Origin of the sequence: Pseudomonas sp. SbOxS1 (assembly GCF_013416725.1) — a bacterium.
Taxonomy (GTDB): domain Bacteria; phylum Pseudomonadota; class Gammaproteobacteria; order Pseudomonadales; family Pseudomonadaceae; genus Aquipseudomonas.
In genome coordinates this window covers 232,486-250,130 of the sequence record NZ_JAAVXC010000003.1, presented here as the reverse complement: position 1 = coordinate 250,130, position 17,645 = coordinate 232,486, and the positions used below count along the sequence as shown (strand labels likewise).

The window sequence follows — 17,645 nt, the reverse complement described above, 5'->3', positions numbered from 1 at the left end:
GGGAGGGTCAATCGATACCGAACCAAAACGGCAGGTACTCAGAAACTGACCCGCCTCGGTTGTGGGAGTTTTAGAACGATAAGTTATAAGTAGGATTTGCGGGACGAATGGCAGGCACGGCAGAAATACCCTTGGCCGTGGCGGTAATTATTGCTGGGATACATAGAAGTAGCTGCTCGGACGGGGTGCGATCCGACCCGGTATTCGAATTATCAATTGCCTGCCGGGCTTCCTAAACTGAGCGTCTCTTAATGCAATAAGGATATTGCTCATGCAGGCTACAACTTCCAAAACACCCCCCGCAGCGGTGCCACTGACATCGGCAGAGCACCTCGAAGCGTTGTTGGAACACACAGGTGACCTGGACAAGGCGCAAGTGCTGCAAGCGTCTATTGCTCCATGGTTGGCGACAGCGGATCTGAACGTGGTGCAGGCGTTGAAGGCTGCGTTCGAGCAGTCTTTTGCCACTCAAGACAAAGTCAAGGAGGCGCTCAAACAGCTCAAGCCTTTGGACGAGTTCTGCAAAGAGCAACTGATCACGTTCCTCAAGGGTAAATGGACGGTCGATTTTGACGTCGAGCGGGACATGCTGGACATCACGAAAACACAGTACACGTCCACAGGCGCACTCCCTGCCTTCGGGTACCCAGATCTAAAAACCACCACATCACGCAGCCTGCTCCAGGCGGCCATGGAAAACTTCACCGCTGGAGAAGCAACGAGTGGCGGTTTTACGGCGGAGTCGGTCATTCGCATCAATGAACAAGCCCAGTCAGGCGCCGAAATCACCCCGGTAAAATTTGCCGCACTGAGTCGTGAACTCGACCTGGGTGCCCGCTATCAGCGCCATATCGACCAGGCCCTGGCCTTGCCGGCCAGACCCGCAGCGAATGCGCCTGTGGATGATCGGGCCAGCGTCGCGGACATCCGGCGGCTGAAGGTGCTGGACATGCGAGTTGCCCTGCACATGGCCTCCCTGAAAAATGACATCACTCCCGCGGTCTACACGATGCTGCTGAGTGTGATCGATCAGGATCTCCCGGCCGCTCAAACCAGGGATGCGCTGTTCGATGGCGGTCCGGTGCATTGGCAGGGCTTGATGATTCATGACACCTGCATCTGTGGGGCACTGGTATTTACCAGAGTCTCCATCGATACCGAGCCCAAGGCCCGGTGTGTCGTCTACATGCCGAACGAACCCCGACGACCGCTGTATGAATACGCCTCGCTGGATGAATTCAAGGTCTACCTGACCCTCCATCTGCAAAGCAAAAGCTACAGAAAATCTTTCATCGAGCAGTACTTGCATGGTCACGATAAAACCGGGTTTTTTACCGAGTTTGACAAGACCAAGACGTTGGGCACGCTCGCTGCCGCGCCTGCAGACACGTGTCTTGCCGATTTTTTCTTCAGTACTTTTGTCAGCACGACTCAAAAAGACGCACGAGTGCTTGCCGTGCCGACTGCAGACGTCGATGAGCAGCAACGGGAAAAAACCCTTGAGCTATTGCTCGATGGTGGTCTCCTACTACTGAACGCAGCTGCTTTTTTCGTACCCGTGATTGGTCATTTGATGCTGATGACGGCCGCCGTCGACATCCTCATCGACGTGTATGAAGGTGTGGTTGACTGGACGCACGACGAGCGGGCCGAGGCGTTGAAACATTTGTTGAGTGTGGTGGAAAACGTTGCACAGCTGGCAGCGTTTGCCGTCGGCGGAAAAATCATCGGCAAAGTGATCGGTAAGGGCGCGAAGGAACAGGAGGAATTCTTCGACGGCTTCGAGGCGGTCACTCGCACTGATGGTAAAGCAAGATTGTGGAAACCCGACCTCGAGCCCTATAAACAGACCACGACCCTGCCAATCGACGCGCAACCTGATGCGCAAGGGCTTTACCGGCATGCGGGGCAGACATCGATCGTCATCGAGGGCGCTCCCTATCGAGCCACCCGCAACGCAGCGGGATCGACATGGACCCTCAATCATCCTCTGCGCACTGACGCCTTTGCGCCTGCCGTCGAGCGAAATGTGGAAGGCGGCTGGCGGCATGTTTATGAGCACGCACACGAGTGGCGCGACGGTGCTTATGCCTTGGGGCGCACGGATCCGCGCCTGAGTGATCTGGGCAGCGATCTGGACGCGATTGCCGACATCACCGACATGACCCCTGAAAAGTTGCACCAGCTTCATCAAGGCAACCTCAAGTTACCGCAGCGGCTGACCGATTGTGTCGAGCGCTTCAGGATTGATCGGCGCATCACCGAGATGGTCACGGCAATGGACCGGGGGGAGACCGCAAACAAGGACTTCATCCAGGAGCAACTGCTTACACTGCCGAAGCTATCCGGCTGGCCGGAGGAGCGTTTCATTGAAGTGCGCGACGAGAAGGACCTGGTGGTGTCCCGCTTCCCCGAGACAGCTCCACGCGATGATGACGTCAACAGCGTGCACGTCTATCAGTCGGATCTGGATTCGGGGAAACTGCTCGATACGGTCATCAGTGGTCTCTATCCGCATGAGGTGCAGGACATCATCGGAGTTACAACCACTGAATCGAAATCTCAGTTGCTGGCCAAGAAGATCGCGACAAGCCTCAAGAGTAATCGCCAGCCGCTGTTTGAGTGGCTCTATAAAACCTGGGACGGCAGCGCCACCGGTGACGTGGCGACGTTGGGCGAACACGCCACAGACCTTCCCGTTCGGGTGCGCCAGGAATTGCTGGATAACGCCTCTGGCAGGGATCTCAGTTTTTTGCGTGACCGCAAGATCCTGGGAATGGATCTCGCCCGGGAGGTCAGCGAGGCACAGGCGCAGATCAGGCAGGACCGTGCGCTCACCGGGTTGCACCTCCCGCCATTGGCCAATGCCGATACCGACAGACTGACGCTCGGGCTTATGGACAGGGTGCAAGGCTGGGATGACAGCTGTCGAATTGAAGTGCGAGAGGCGCGCGCGACCGGCACCTTGCTGGACAGTGTGGGCGAGACGGATGCGCAATTGCTGCGGATCATTGTCAGGACGCCCACCGGCTACCAGGTTACCGAAAACAATGGCAATGTGTCTTCCACGCTGTTTGGCGACACGCTGCTTGAGTCGGTACTTGACGCATTGCCAGCCACCCAGCGCACCCGCATGAGTCTCACTGGCGACCATGCGCTGGATGTGCCGACGATGCGATCACGACTGATGAGGGCCGCCGCTGGCGATCCGGCGCGTACCGGGCGAGTGTTACGAGGGGAGCGCAGTGAGACACCCCAGTATCTTTCTGCTTGCGTCCTGGCAGATCCCCCCGCTACGGCCTCTCATGCAAGGGGCTTGATTCGTAAAGTCAAAAAGCTCTATCCGCTGTTCACGAATGCCCAGGCTTCGGAGTTTCTCGACAGCGCCGGCACCACCCAGATGCAGCGGGTCAATCGCATCAAAGTGCTGGAGCAGCAACTGGAAAAATTGCGCGGTGTGCTGCACACCTGGCGTGTCGATGAAGCGGCAATGAAGACGGTACCGGGGCAGCTAAACGATATCCGTGTCAGCCGTCGCCAAGTGGCCAATACCATCGAAAAATGCTGGCGCCGGATAGCACGGTCCACTCGCACTTCTACAATGCTCAGGCTGGAGCGCAACCCTGTAGGCCCATTGCCGACGCTGACCGAGCAGGATGTTGCCCATGTGCGCAGCCTTTCCATCACTGAGATGCAGGCTGGCGATGAGTTGGCGTATTTCCTTACACCGTTCAAGGGGCTTGTCACGCTGAACCTGGACCACAATAAACTCACGCGATTGCCTGAAGCGTTGTCGTTCATGCCTAATCTTGAGCATTTGAGCCTGGAGGGTAATCAGATAAAACTGGACGTGTACACCTTGCGCAAACTGACGGATATGCGCCAATTGCGCTCGTTGAGGCTGAACGGCAATCGCCTGGGAGCCACGGTTGACGTCAGCAAAATGCCGAATCTTAAAGAACTGTCGCTGCGTGATACTTACGCGACGGAACTGCCAGTCGGGCTTGCTGACTTGCAGAATCTGGAGTTCGTAGATCTGCGAGGAAACGAAATAGTGGAGTTGCCGGAATGGCTGTACAACCTCCGTCAGCGAAGCGCTCTGGCGATCAACCTGAGTAGTAACCCCGTATCCGCACGTAGCCGAGCGAGGCTGGGAACCTTCCATGGCAATACGGGCATCGGGATGGGGTTGTGGCCAAATGAAACTGTGGTGGTCCATGATCAAATGGCTCGAGACCTGTGGATGCCAACACCGGCTGAAGCGACCTATACCAGTCGTAATGGTGTATGGCTGGCGCTGAAGGAAAACCCCAAATCGAAAGCATTCTTTGAGTTGCTGGCACAACTTGGAAGCTCGGCCGATAGCCGCTTTGTACGCGAAGACATGACGCGGCGGGTTTGGAGTGTCATAGAGGCGATACGGAGCGATGAGGCGTTGTGCCGTCGATTGCTGAAGATGGCCGCGACAGCCCGTTGTGCTGATGACGCGGCGTCGCTCTTCAGTAATCTTGAGGTCGCCGTCGAGATCGACAAGGTGGTTCGACTGTCCGCTAACGCCCATGATCAGGCCGCTCGGCTGTTGAAACTTGGACGAAGCCTGTTCCGCCTGGATTATCTGGCCAAAATTGCCAAAGAACGGGTCGCGGCCAGTCCAGCGCTCGATGATGTTGAAGTGGAGCTGGCTTATCGCATCGGTCTGGCCGACAGGCTCGAACTGATTGGTCAGCCCCAGCACATGCGTTATGGAGCGATCAGTGGCGTAGACGCAAAAGATCTGAACCGGGCCTACAACAGAGTCATTGCCGCAGAACACTCACCTGAACTATTGAACGACCTCACCGGTCGCGAGTTCTGGAGCGACTTTTTGCGAGAACATCATGGCGAGAAATTCTCCGAAATGATCGCGCGCTTTCATGTGAAGCTGGAGGCAGCGGATGAAGACAAGGTAAACCTTGGCGAGGATTATGACGCCACGGTCGCCAAAATCCAGGCTGAAATGAATACGGCTGAGAGCAATTTATTAAAGGAGCTGACCCAGGCAGCCTTGGCGGCCGACGCGGCAAAGACCTGCTTTGCGCTGGATTGATCGCCTCAGGCCTTGCCTCGAATCAATCGGCGCAAGGCGAAGCGGTTCGGATGGCACGCCTCGGCCACGGCCCTGGGCAAGGGCAGCGGTTCGTTGTCCAGCCACGCCGCCAGCAACTCGCCTGACAACGGTGCGGTGATCAAGCCTCGGGAACCGTGGCCACTGTTGACGTACAGGCCATCCAGCCAGGGGCAAGGGATGTCCGGGATTTGCCGGGCATCCTTGCTCAAGGCGCTGTAGGCGTCGACGAATACCTGGCTGTCGGCCAATGGCCCGACGATTGGCAAGTAATCCGGGCTGGTGCAGCGAAACGCTGCGCGACCTGCAAGTGCATCAGGTTGCAATGCATTTGCGCCGAGCCGAGCGACCAGGTCTGCCGAAATTTCTTCGAGCATTTGCAGATTGCCTGCATGTTCGGCAGCGGTCGGGGTCAGGTCATCGGAGTTGAAATCAAAACTGGCGCCCAGGGTGTGTTCACCCAAACGAGCTGGGGCGACATAACCTTCTGCGCAGACGACGGTGCCCAGTGCCTGGCTTTCAGAGGTCTGGGGCAAGCGGGTGATTTGTCCGCGAATACGCTTGAGCGGCAACTCGCTGCTGAAGGTGAATCGCTTGATCTCGGCAGCGCCGGCCAGCACCACGGCAGGTGCGTCGGCCAGCAACTTTTCGCCATCCCATGCTTGCCAACCGCCGTCCACACGGCGCAACTCCAGCACATCGTGATGGGTCAGCAGCTCAATGTTCGATTGTCCGGCCTGCCATTGGCACAGCGCGGGCGGATGTACCCAGCCGCCTTCGGGGTAAAACAGGCCTCCCGATGGCAGGGCGATACCGGCACGAGCCTCGGCGTGTGCCTGGTCGAGTGTGTGCAGCAATTCACTGGGGAACGCCGTCGCCAGTTGCGCCTGACGCTCGGTTTCCTTGGCATTGAAGGCCAGTTGCAAGACCCCGCAATCATCCCAGTCAACGCCCCGTTGCAAGTGCTCAAGCAAGCGTCGGGTGTAACCGAATCCGCTGACAATCAATTGCGACAACGCTGTGCCGTGGGCGGACAGCTTGAGGTACAGCACGCCCTGGGGATTGCCCGAGGCTTCCTGCGCCAGCGCATCGTGACGCTCCAGCAGACGCACCTGCCAACCGCGTGCAGCCAGGCTGGCGGCGGTGGCACAACCGGCCAGCCCGGCGCCGATCACCAGCGCACGGCGTTCCCCGGTGAGCGGGGTCGGTCGGGCAAACCAGGGTTTCGCCACAGCGGGCTTCGGGGTTTCTGCTGGCCAGCCGAGGAAAGTGCCGCGCAGGATTTCCCATTTGTGGCCGATGCCGGGCGTGCGTTTCATCTTGAAGCCTGCGGCGTTGAGCAGCCGGCGCACCCAACCGGTGCTGGTGAAGGTGCTGATGGTCGAACCGGGCGCCGCCAGGCGGGCCAGCTCGGCAAACAGTTCGGCGGTCCACATGTCGGGGTTTTTCGCCGGAGCGAAACCGTCGAGAAACCAGGCGTCGATCTGCGCATCCAGTTGCGGTAGCTGCTCCAGCGCATCGCCGATCAGCAAGGTGAGCGTGACGCGGCCGTTATCCAGGACCAGGCGCTGGAAGCCTTGGTGGATCGCCCTGTATTGCGCCAGCAGTTGATCGGCGAATGGCTTGAGTTCCGGCCACAACGCCAACGCCCGTTGCAGGTCGGGCAGGCTCAACGGGTATTTTTCGACACTGACAAAATGCAGTCGTGCACCGGCCACAGCGTGCTGCTCGAACAACTGCCAGGCGCACAGGAAATTCAACCCGGTACCGAACCCGGTTTCGCCAATCACCAATCGCCCGCCCGCCGGCAGCGCGGCGAATCGTTCACCCAAAGCGTTCTGTTCCAGGAACACATAGCGGGTTTCGTCCAGCCCGGACAGGTCGGAAAAATACACATCATCGAACACCCGCGAGCGCGGGAGCCCTTGGTCGTCCCAGTCGATCTGGGCATGGGGCATTACAGGTTTCATGGCAGGCTCGGTCACGGCAAGGTCGCCATTCTATCCGATCGCGGCAGGGGGCATGATCCATGGCAAGGCCTGCAACGGCCAAAGCGATGAAAATGGGATTTCTGCCCCGCAGGAGCAGTCAATCCACTAATCTTGCTCAAATCTGCCAGGGAGCCGCCCATGTTCGAATCTGCTGAAATCGATCACGCCATCGACAAAGAAACCTACGACGCCGAGGTACCGGCCTTGCGTGAAGCCTTGCTTGAAGCGCAATTCGAATTGCGCCAGCAGAGCCGCTTCCCGGTGATCATCCTGATCAACGGCATCGAAGGCGCCGGCAAGGGCGAGACGGTCAAGTTGCTCAATGAATGGATGGACCCGCGCTTGATCGAGGTCCGCACCTTCGATCAGCAAACCGACGAAGAGCTGGCGCGGCCACCGGCCTGGCGCTATTGGCGGATGCTTCCGGCCCAGGGCCGCATGGGCATCTTCTTCGGCAACTGGTACAGCCAGATGCTGCAGGCCCGGGTGCACGGCGTTATCAAGGACCCGAGGTTCGATCAAAGCATCAACGGCGCCGAACGCCTGGAAAAAATGCTGTGCGACGAAGGCGCACTGATCTTCAAGTTCTGGTTCCACCTCTCCAAGAAACAAATGAAGGCACGCCTCAAGGCGCTGGCTGATGACCCGCTGCACAGCTGGCGGATCAGCCCGCTGGACTGGCAGCAGTCCGAAACCTACGACCGCTTTGTGAAATACGGTGAACGCGTCTTGCGGCGCACCAGCCGCGACTATGCGCCGTGGCATGTGATCGCCGGAAAGGATGCGCATTATCGCAGCCTGGTGGTCGGGAAAATTCTGCTCGAAGGCCTGCAGGCCGCCCTGAAACGGCCGCAAATCCACCCGGAAAAAGTCAACGCCGCGCCGGTGTTCCCAAGCGTCGATCAATTGAATCTGCTGGACAGCCTCGACCTGACCTTGAATCTGGCCAAGGGCGATTATGAAGAGCAACTGATCACCGAACAGGCCAGGTTTTCCGGGTTGATGCGCGACAAACGCATGCGCCGCCACGCACTGATGGCGGTGTTTGAAGGCAATGACGCAGCGGGCAAGGGCGGGGCGATTCGCCGGGTGGCCGCGGCACTGGACCCGCGCCAATACAACATCGTACCGATTGCCGCGCCCACCGAAGAGGAACGGGCGCAGCCGTATCTCTGGCGTTTCTGGCGGCATGTTCCCGCGCGGGGCAAATTCACCGTGTTCGACCGTTCCTGGTATGGCCGGGTGTTGGTGGAACGCATCGAAGGCTTCTGCACCCCGGCAGACTGGCTGCGTGCCTACGGTGAAATCAACGATTTTGAGGAGCAGCTCAGCGATGCCGGAGTGATCGTGGTCAAGTTCTGGCTGGCCATCGACAAGCAGACGCAGCTGGAGCGTTTCCAGGAACGCGAAGAGATCCCGTTCAAGCGCTTCAAGATCACCGAGGACGATTGGCGCAACCGCGAAAAGTGGGATGACTATCGCACCGCCGTCGGCGACATGGTTGACCGTACCAGCACGGAAATCTCGCCCTGGACCCTGGTGGAGGCCAATGACAAGCGCTGGGCCCGGGTCAAGGTGCTGCGCACCATCAACCGCGCACTGGAAGAGGCGTTCGAAAAGTCGGACAAGCGCAAGGGCAAGTAGCCAGGCGATGGTTGCGCATACGCGAGGTGAATGATTGTCGCGGTCGGTTATTGGGCGGGCTTATGCTCGGTTCACTCTCAACCGACAACAACAATGAGGTATGCCATGCGTGAAGTGGTGATCGTCGACAGCGTGCGGACCGGCCTGGCCAAATCCTTTCGCGGCAAGTTCAACATGACCCGTCCCGACGACATGGCGGCGCATTGTGTCGACGCCTTGCTGGCGCGCACCGGGATCGACCCGGCCAGTGTCGAGGACTGCATCGTCGGTGCCGGCTCCAACGAAGGCTCCCAGGGCTATAACATCGGGCGCAACGTCGCGGTATTGTCGCGCCTGGGCATTGGTGTGGCCGGCATGACCCTGAACCGCTTCTGCTCGTCGGGCTTGCAGGCAATCGCCATTGCCGCCAACCAGATCGCATCCGGTTGCAGCGACATCATCGTTGCCGGTGGCGTCGAGTCCATCAGCCTGACGATGAAAAGCATCAACACCGATCACCTGATCAACCCGCTGCTCAAGGAACAGGTGCCGGGGATCTACTTCCCGATGGGCCAGACCGCCGAAATCGTCGCTCGACGTTACGACGTCAGCCGCGAAGAACAGGACCTGTATGCCTTGCAAAGCCAGCAGCGCACTGCCCAGGCACAAGCGGCGGGGTTGTTCGACGATGAGATCGTGCCGATGGCGGTGAAGTATCGGGTTGAAGACAAGGCCAGCGGCCAGGTGCAGATTCTCGAAGGTGTCGTGGATCACGATGACTGCAACCGACCTGAGACCACCCTGCAAAGCCTGGCCGGGTTGAAACCGGTGTTCCTCGAAGATGGCTCGGTCACCGCCGGTAACTCGTCGCAGCTGTCCGACGGCGCTTCCATGACCCTGGTGATGAGCCTGGAAAAAGCCCTGGCGCTAGGGTTGAAGCCCAAGGCGTTCTTCCGCGGATTCACCGTGGCGGGCTGCGAACCGGACGAGATGGGCATCGGCCCGGTGTTCTCGGTGCCCAAGCTGCTCAAGGCCAAGGGCCTGCACCTGGGCGACATCGATTTGTGGGAACTCAACGAAGCCTTCGCCTCGCAGTGCCTGTACGCGCGTAACCGGCTGGAGATCGACAACGACAGGTACAACGTCAATGGCGGCTCGATCTCCATTGGCCACCCGTTCGGCATGACCGGTTCGCGTCAGGTCGGGCACATCGTTCGCGAGTTGCAGCGGCGCAATCTGCGTTACGGCATCGTCACCATGTGCGTGGGCGGCGGGATGGGGGCTACCGGATTGTTCGAGGCGGTGCGCTGATCCGACGCTTGTGCATGAACCCCTTGCGCCGCCTGGTCAGCTGGTCGGCGGCGCCTCGCCAGAAAATGGTTGCGACCTGCACAGTTTCATTCGCGGCCAGGCGTTAACTGTCCCTGTGTGCCATGCGTCTCAACGCCTAGAATGATGCGACTTGTTTTTCCGGATCGGGGTTCGCATGCACATTTCATCGGGTCGCTGGGGTTATGGGCTATTCCTGGCCTTGCTGACCGCGCTGTTGTGGGGAATCCTGCCGATCAAGCTCAAGCAGGTGCTGCTGGTGATGGACCCGGTCACGGTGACCTGGTTTCGCCTGATGGTGTCCGGCGGCTGCCTGTTCCTTTACCTGGCGGCGACCAGGCGCCTGCCGAGCCGCAAGGTGCTCGGGCCGCGGGGTGGCTGGCTGGTGCTTATGGCCGTGCTGGGCCTGGTGGGCAACTACGTGCTGTACCTGATGGGGCTCAACCTGCTCAGTCCCGGCACCGCGCAACTGGTGGTGCAGATGGGCCCGATCATGTTGCTGATCGCCAGTGTGTTTGTGTTCAAGGAGCGGTTCAGCCTGGGGCAGGGGATTGGCCTGATCGTGCTGTTGGTCGGCTTCGTCCTGTTTTTCAATCAGCGCCTGAGTGAGCTGTTGACCTCGTTGAGCGACTACACCGCCGGTGTGTTGCTGGTGTTGCTGGCGTCTACGGTCTGGACCTTTTATGCGCTGGGGCAGAAGCAATTGCTCACGGTGTGGAATTCGCTGCAGGTGATGATGGTGATCTACCTGTTCTGCGGGCTGTTGCTGACGCCTTGGGTGCATCCGTTGGAAGCACTGCAATTGAACCCGTTGCAAGGCTGGCTGTTGCTGGCGTGCTGCATGAACACCCTGATTGCCTATGGCGCATTTGCCGAGGCGCTGGCGCATTGGGAGGCGTCGCGGGTCAGTGCGACGCTGGCCATTACACCCTTGGTGACTTTTGGTGCCGTTGCACTGGCCGCCTGGTGGTGGCCGGAGTACGTGCATGCCGAAACCATCAATGGTTTGGGGTATGGCGGGGCGGTGCTGGTGGTATTGGGGTCGGCGCTGGTGGCGTTGGGGCCGTCGTTGATTGCCGGGCTCAAGGCGCGCAAGGTGAGGATGGCGGCCAGTTAGACCGCGTTATCGTTCTTCGCGGGCAAGCCTCGCTCCTACAAGGACGGGTGACGGTCACAAATATTGCAATCGACACCAAACCTGTAGGAGCGAGCGGGCGGCGATCCGACTTGCCCGCGAAGGCGAACTAACAGGCGCTACAGGAATTCAGCCCTTGGCCCCAGCCTCCAGCATATTCTCCGGCCGCACCCAGGCATCGAACTGCTCATCGGTCAGATACCCCAGCTGCAACGCCGCCGCACGCAACGTCAGCCCTTCGCTGTAAGCCTTCTTGGCGATCTCCGCCGATTTGTCATAACCAATGTGCGGATTCAGCGCCGTCACCAACATCAAGCCGCGTTCCAGATGCTCAGCCATTTGCCCGGCGTCCGGCTCCAGGCCCGCGATGCAATGCTCCTGGAAGTTGCTGCAGCCATCGGCCAGCAGGCGGATCGATTGCAGCAGGTTGTGGATGATCACCGGCTTGAACACATTCAGCTGCAGGTGACCCTGGCTCGCCGCGAAGCCGATGGTCACGTCGTTGCCCAAGACCTGGCAGGCCAGCATCGACAGCGCCTCGCACTGGGTCGGGTTGACCTTGCCCGGCATGATCGAACTGCCCGGCTCGTTGGCCGGCAGTTTGACTTCGGCAAAGCCGGCGCGCGGGCCGGAGCCGAGCAAGCGCAAGTCATTGGCAATTTTCATCAGGGTCACGGCGAGGGTTTTCAGCGCGCCAGACAGAGTGGTCAGTGGTTCGTGGCCGGCCAGTGCCGCAAACTTGTTCGGTGCGGTGATGAACGGCAAGCCGGAAAGGGCGGCCAGTTCCGCGGCGATGGCTTCACCGAAACCGTGGGGCGAGTTCAGCCCGGTGCCGACCGCCGTACCGCCCTGGGCCAGCTCACAGACCGCCGGCAGTGCGCTGCGGATCGCCCGTTCGGCGTAATCGAGCTGGGCGATGAACGCCGAGACTTCCTGGCCAAAGGTGATCGGCGTGGCGTCCATCATGTGGGTGCGGCCGGTCTTGACCAGTTTCATGTGGCGGGCCGACAGCTCGGCCAGGCCACCGGACAGTTCGCTGATCGCCGGTAGCAAATGCTGTTGCACCGCCTGTGCGGCGGCGATGTGCATGGCCGTGGGGAAGCAGTCGTTGGAACTCTGGGAGCGGTTGACGTGATCGTTGGGGTGCACCGGCGACTTGCCGCCACGCGGGTTGCCGGCCAGTTCGTTGGCGCGTCCGGCGATCACTTCGTTGACGTTCATGTTGCTCTGGGTGCCGCTGCCGGTCTGCCAGACCACCAGCGGGAACTGATCGTCATGCTCGCCATCGAGCACTTCATCGGCCGCCTGCTCGATCAGCCTGGCGATGTCGGCGGGCAGATCGCCGTTACGGTCGTTGACCCGCGCCGCCGCTTTCTTGATCAGCGCCAAGGCGTGCAGTACCGCCAGCGGCATGCGTTCGTCGCCGATGGCAAAGTTGACCAGCGAGCGTTGTGTCTGAGCCCCCCAATAGGCCTCATCCGGGACTTCCACCTGGCCCAGGCTGTCGGTTTCGATTCGGCTCATCGTGCACACTCCTGTAGGTCTGATTGCGCAGTTTAGGCCGTGATCGGCGGCCGTGGTTCCATCAGTCTGGATTCTGCCCATTCAACCCCTCTAAATCAGGCGCGACAAGGCTTGGGGTTGAGCGACAGAGTTTTTTAGGCGCAGAATGGACGTCCTTGGGGTTTTACCTCGCCTGCTAGAAAAGGAAACTCGATGACTCGTCTTCGTGCCATCTGTACCGCGGTTGCACTGGTCTGCGCCAGCGGCCCTGTTTTTGCCGATACCGCCAGCCACAACGCCAGTGCCGAGGCTTTCCTGACCCTGGCGCATGCGGACAAACTGGGTACTCCGGTGTACATGCAAGTACAGCAGATGTTCGCCCAGCGCTTCCAGCAAACCAAAGCCCCCGAGTCGAAAAAAGCCGTACTCGAAACCTACCAGGCCAAGGCCAACGCCGCCCTGGACCAGGCCATTGGCTGGAACAAGCTGAAGCCGGACATGGTCAAGCTCTACACCACCAACTTCACCGAGTCGGAGCTCAAGGACCTGGTCGCGTTCTACCAGTCGCCACTGGGCAAGAAAGTCCTGGAGAAAATGCCGCAGCTGACCCAGCAATCGGCCCAGATGACCCAGGCCAAGCTGGAAAGCGCGGTGCCTGTGGTCAACAAGCTGCTGGCTGACATGACTGCCGAGCTGGAGCCTAAAGCCGCACCAGCCAAGAAAAAGCCTTGAGCCGGAGTTGGGCATGACCATGCAACAACGCATTGAATCGACGCTGGGCCTGCTTCAGCCCGAGCATTTGCAGGTGCTGGATGAAAGCCACATGCACAGCCGTGGGTTGCAAACCCACTTCAAGGCCGTGGTGGTCAGTGCACAGTTCGAAGGCTTGAACCGGGTCAAGCGCCACCAGAAAGTCTACGGCACGCTTGGCGAGCTGATGGGCGAGTTCCACGCTTTGGCGCTGCACACCTACACGCCGGAGGAATGGGCGCACATCGACGCGGCCCCGGCCTCGCCGACTTGTGCTGGTGGCAGTAAATCCTGACACGCCCCTCCTGTAGGAGCTGGCTTGCCAGCGAAGGCGATCTCGAGGATGCCTTCGCCTGTAGGAGCGAGGCTTGCCCGCGAAGAACGATTACGCGGTACGACAGATACACCGCAGCGTCTGGTTCGCTTGTAGGAGCCAGGCTTGCCGGCGAAGAACGATTACGCGGTAAGACAGATACACCGCAGCGTCCGGTTCGCTTGTAGGAGCCAGGCTTGCCGGCGAAGAACGATTACGCGGTACGACAGATACACCGCAGCGTCTGGTTCGCCGGCAAGCCTGGCTCCTACAGAAATGGCGTTATTTTTGTTAGACTATGAAACGCGCCGCTCACCCGGCGCGTTTTTTTTCGCATCCGGTTCACCCCTTACGAGGGTAGCCACCTGGAGATTTACCCATGACACAACAGATTGTCGTGGCGGCACTGTATAAGTTCGTCACCCTGCAAGATTACGTCGCCCTGCGCGAGCCCCTGCTCAAGGCCATGGTCGACAACGGCATCAAAGGCACGCTGCTGATCGCCGAAGAAGGCATCAACGGCACCGTGTCTGGCAGCCGCGAAGGCATTGACGGGCTGATGGCCTGGCTCAAGAACGACCCGCGCATGGACGACATCGACCATAAAGAGTCGTACTGCGACGAGCAGCCGTTCTACCGCACCAAGGTCAAGCTCAAGAAAGAGATCGTGACCCTGGGCGTCGAAGGCGTGGACCCGAACAGGAAGGTCGGCACCTACGTCGACCCGCAGGACTGGAACGCGCTGATCAGCGATCCGGAAGTGCTGTTGATCGATACCCGCAACGACTACGAAGTCTCGATCGGCACCTTCGAAGGCGCTATCGACCCGAAAACCACCAGTTTTCGCGAATTTCCCGACTACATCAAAGCCAACTTCGATCCGTCCGTACACAAGAAGGTGGCGATGTTCTGCACCGGCGGCATTCGTTGTGAAAAAGCTTCGAGCTACATGCTCAGCGAGGGCTTCGATGAGGTCTATCACCTCAAGGGTGGCATCCTGAAATACCTCGAAGAGGTGCCTCAGGAAGAAACCAAGTGGCAGGGCGACTGCTTCGTGTTCGACAACCGCGTGACGGTTCGCCACGACCTGAGCGAAGGCGACTACGATCAATGTCATGCCTGCCGCACACCGGTCAGCGTCGACGACCGGGCCAGCGAGCATTATGTGGCCGGGATCAGTTGCCCGCATTGCTGGGATACGCTGAGCGAGAAAACCCGTCGCAGCGCCATCGACCGGCAAAAGCAGATCGAACTGGCCAAGGCACGCAACCTGCCGCACCCGATCGGCTGCAACTACAAGCAAGCATCCACCGAGGCCTGAACCATGTCTGCACGCCTGCTCTATGTGATGGACCCGATGTGTTCCTGGTGCTGGGGTTTCGCCCCGGTTGCCAACGCGTTGGTCGAGCAGGCGCAAGCCGCAGGCGTGGACGTGCACCTGGTGGTGGGTGGGTTGCGCACCGGCAGTGGCTCGGCGCTGGAGCCGAGCACCCGCCGCTACATCCTTGAGCACTGGCAGGCCGTCACCGAGGCCACGGGGCAACCCTTCAAGCTCGAGGGTGCGTTGCCCGACGGCTTCGTCTATGACACCGAGCCGGCCTGCCGGGCGCTGGTGACTGCACGGGGCCTGGCGCCGGATTGCGCGTGGAAGCTGCTGGGGTTGATCCAGCATGCGTTTTACGCCGAAGGTCGCGATGTCACCCGCGCCAGCGTTCTGGTTGAGTTGGCGGAACGGGCCGGGCTGCCGCGCATCGAGTTCGCCGCCGCTTTCGACCGTGCCGATACGCACGCCGCGACGGCTGCCGATTTCACCTGGGTCCAGGACCTGGGCATTGCCGGTTTCCCGACGTTGCTGGCGGAACGCAATGGCCAGTTGGCGTTGCTGACCAATGGCTATCAGCCCCTCAGTGTCCTGTCCCCGTTGCTCGGCCGCTGGCTGGAGCGTGCTGCCTGTGCATGATCCGGCCAACGACACCCCAACCGTTAAACGTGTCGACCGGCTGAGCTGGGCAGAAATCCGTCGCCTGGCCCTTCATCACAAGAAATCCCTGTGGATCGCCAACGGCGTGGCCGTGTTGGCGACCCTGTGCAGCGTACCGATTCCCTTGCTCCTGCCGTTGCTGGTAGACGAAGTGTTGCTGGGGCACGGTGACGCCGCGCTGAACATCATGAACCTCGCATTGCCGGAGGGCTGGCAGAAAGCCGCGGGCTACATCGGCCTGATGCTGGTGGTGACCCTGGCCCTGCGTTGCGCGGCATTGCTGTTCAACGTGGTGCAGGCGCGCCTGTTTGCCGCCTTGGCCAAGGACATCGTCTACCGCATTCGCATCCGCCTGATCGAACGCCTCAAGCGTATTTCGCTGGGGGAATATGAAAGCCTGGGCAGCGGCACGGTGACCACGCACCTGGTGACCGATCTCGACACCCTGGACAAATTCGTCGGCGAAACCCTCAGTCGTTTCCTGGTGGCCATGCTGACGCTGGTGGGCACCGCGGGCATCCTGGTGTGGATGCACTGGCAACTGGCGTTGCTGATCCTGTTGTTCAATCCGCTGGTGATCTACGCCACGGTGCAGCTGGGCAAGCGGGTCAAGCACCTGAAGAAACTCGAGAACGACAGCACCTCGCGCTTCACCCAGGCATTGACCGAAACCCTGGACGCGATCCAGGAAGTGCGTGCCGGCAACCGCCAGGGCTTTTTCCTCGGCCGTTTGGGACAACGTGCCCGGGACGTTCGTGATTACGCGGTGAACTCGCAATGGAAAACCGATGCCTCGAACCGGGCCAGCGGTTTGCTGTTCCAGTTCGGAATCGATATTTTCCGTGCCGCCGCCATGCTGACCGTGCTGTTTTCCGACCTGTCCATCGGCCAGATGCTCGCGGTATTCAGCTACCTGTGGTTCATGATCGGCCCGGTCGAACAACTGCTGAACCTGCAGTACGCGTATTACGCTGCCGGCGGCGCACTATCGCGGATCAACGAGCTGCTTGCGCGGGCCGATGAGCCGCAACACCCGGGCGGTGTCGACCCGTTCAAAGGTCGTGACACCGTTGGCATCGAAGTTCAGGGATTGAGTTTCGGCTATGGCGACGAACTGGTGTTGAACCAGATGGATCTGTCGATTGCGCCGGGCGAAAAGGTCGCGATCGTCGGCGCCAGCGGCGGCGGCAAGAGCACCCTGGTGCAGTTGCTGCTCGGCTTGTACACGCCGCTGGCCGGGACCATCCGCTTCGGTGGTTCGACCCAGCAGGAAATCGGCCTGGAAACCGTGCGGGAAAATGTCGCGGTGGTCCTGCAACACCCGGCGCTGTTCAATGACACCATCCGCGCGAACCTGACCATGGGGCGTGAACGCAGCGACGAGGCGTGCTGGAATGCCCTGGAAATCGCGCAATTGCACAACACCGTACGCGAGTTGCCCAATGGCCTGGACAGCATCGTCGGGCGTTCCGGCGTGCGCTTGTCCGGCGGCCAGCGCCAACGCCTGGCCATCGCGCGGATGGTGCTGGCCGATCCCAAGGTGGTGATTCTCGACGAGGCCACCTCGGCGCTGGATGCCGCCACCGAATACAACCTGCACCAGGCCCTGGCGCGATTCCTCAGCCACCGCACCACCCTGATCATCGCCCACCGCTTGTCCGCGGTGAAACAGGCCGATCGGGTGCTGGTGTTTGACGGCGGTCAGATCGCCGAGGATGGCGACCACCAGCAGCTGATTGCCGAAGGTGGTCTGTACGCCAAGCTTTATGGACATTTGCAGCAGCACTGAGTCAGTGCCAAGGCACCTTGAGTGAACTTTCCCGCAATGGGAGGCAGGGTGCCGCTTGCCGGGATGCGGAAGGCCCCCTAGTCTAGCTGTAGCGATCACGTGGATGATGATCTGGTAGTGCTAAAAC

11 protein-coding genes are annotated in these 17,645 nt (G+C 60.2%); 9 read left to right on the top strand and 2 right to left on the bottom strand.

Annotation, left to right across the window (positions count from 1 at the left end):
• Positions 1–271: 271 nt before the first annotated feature.
• Positions 272–5,086, top strand: a complete 4,815-nt coding sequence (locus tag HFK74_RS05385) for an NEL-type E3 ubiquitin ligase domain-containing protein (protein WP_180202650.1) — start codon at positions 272–274, stop codon at positions 5,084–5,086.
• 5 nt (positions 5,087–5,091) lie between these two features.
• On the opposite strand, the gene mnmC is transcribed toward HFK74_RS05385, so the two are convergent.
• The gene (mnmC, locus tag HFK74_RS05380; protein WP_180202649.1) at positions 5,092–7,074 is read right to left on the bottom strand and encodes a bifunctional tRNA (5-methylaminomethyl-2-thiouridine)(34)-methyltransferase MnmD/FAD-dependent 5-carboxymethylaminomethyl-2-thiouridine(34) oxidoreductase MnmC; all 1,983 of its coding nucleotides are present in this window, start codon (positions 7,072–7,074) and stop codon (positions 5,092–5,094) included.
• 159 nt (positions 7,075–7,233) lie between these two features.
• Here mnmC and pap point away from each other — a divergent pair, with 159 nt between their 5' ends.
• The 3 genes from pap to HFK74_RS05365 all read left to right on the top strand — a co-directional run bounded on the left by pap (position 7,234) and on the right by HFK74_RS05365 (position 11,164).
• On the top strand, positions 7,234–8,739 hold the full coding sequence (gene pap / locus HFK74_RS05375) for a polyphosphate:AMP phosphotransferase (protein ID WP_180202648.1): 1,506 nt from the start codon (positions 7,234–7,236) through the stop codon (positions 8,737–8,739).
• Positions 8,740–8,844: 105 nt separating this feature from the next.
• Positions 8,845–10,029, top strand: coding sequence for a thiolase family protein (locus HFK74_RS05370; RefSeq protein ID WP_180202647.1), 1,185 nt, complete (start codon positions 8,845–8,847; stop codon positions 10,027–10,029).
• A gap of 175 nt (positions 10,030–10,204) precedes the next feature.
• On the top strand, positions 10,205–11,164 hold the full coding sequence (locus HFK74_RS05365) for a DMT family transporter (RefSeq protein ID WP_180202646.1): 960 nt from the start codon (positions 10,205–10,207) through the stop codon (positions 11,162–11,164).
• A gap of 147 nt (positions 11,165–11,311) precedes the next feature.
• Here the strand turns inward: HFK74_RS05365 and HFK74_RS05360 are convergent, their stop codons facing one another.
• Positions 11,312–12,706 (bottom strand): class II fumarate hydratase, encoded by a 1,395-nt coding sequence (locus tag HFK74_RS05360; protein WP_180202645.1) that lies wholly within the window; start codon positions 12,704–12,706, stop codon positions 11,312–11,314.
• Positions 12,707–12,898: 192 nt separating this feature from the next.
• Between HFK74_RS05360 and HFK74_RS05355 the strand changes: the two genes are divergently transcribed.
• The 5 genes from HFK74_RS05355 (at position 12,899) to HFK74_RS05335 (ending at position 17,518) form a co-directional block, all read left to right on the top strand.
• Positions 12,899–13,417, top strand: a complete 519-nt coding sequence (locus tag HFK74_RS05355; protein WP_008060865.1) for a DUF2059 domain-containing protein — start codon at positions 12,899–12,901, stop codon at positions 13,415–13,417.
• Positions 13,418–13,430: 13 nt separating this feature from the next.
• Entirely contained in the window at positions 13,431–13,730 is a 300-nt protein-coding gene (locus HFK74_RS05350; RefSeq protein ID WP_180202644.1) for a BolA family transcriptional regulator, read from the top strand.
• A gap of 397 nt (positions 13,731–14,127) precedes the next feature.
• Positions 14,128–15,069, top strand: coding sequence for a rhodanese-related sulfurtransferase (locus HFK74_RS05345; RefSeq protein WP_180202643.1), 942 nt, complete (start codon positions 14,128–14,130; stop codon positions 15,067–15,069).
• A gap of 36 nt (positions 15,070–15,105) precedes the next feature.
• On the top strand, positions 15,106–15,708 hold the full coding sequence (locus HFK74_RS05340) for a DsbA family protein (protein ID WP_180202770.1): 603 nt from the start codon (positions 15,106–15,108) through the stop codon (positions 15,706–15,708).
• Complete coding sequence (locus HFK74_RS05335) at positions 15,701–17,518, top strand: ABC transporter ATP-binding protein (protein WP_180202642.1); 1,818 nt, start codon at positions 15,701–15,703, stop codon at positions 17,516–17,518. The genes HFK74_RS05340 and HFK74_RS05335 overlap by 8 nt, the downstream gene beginning before the upstream one ends.
• The last annotated feature ends 127 nt before the right edge of the window (positions 17,519–17,645 follow it).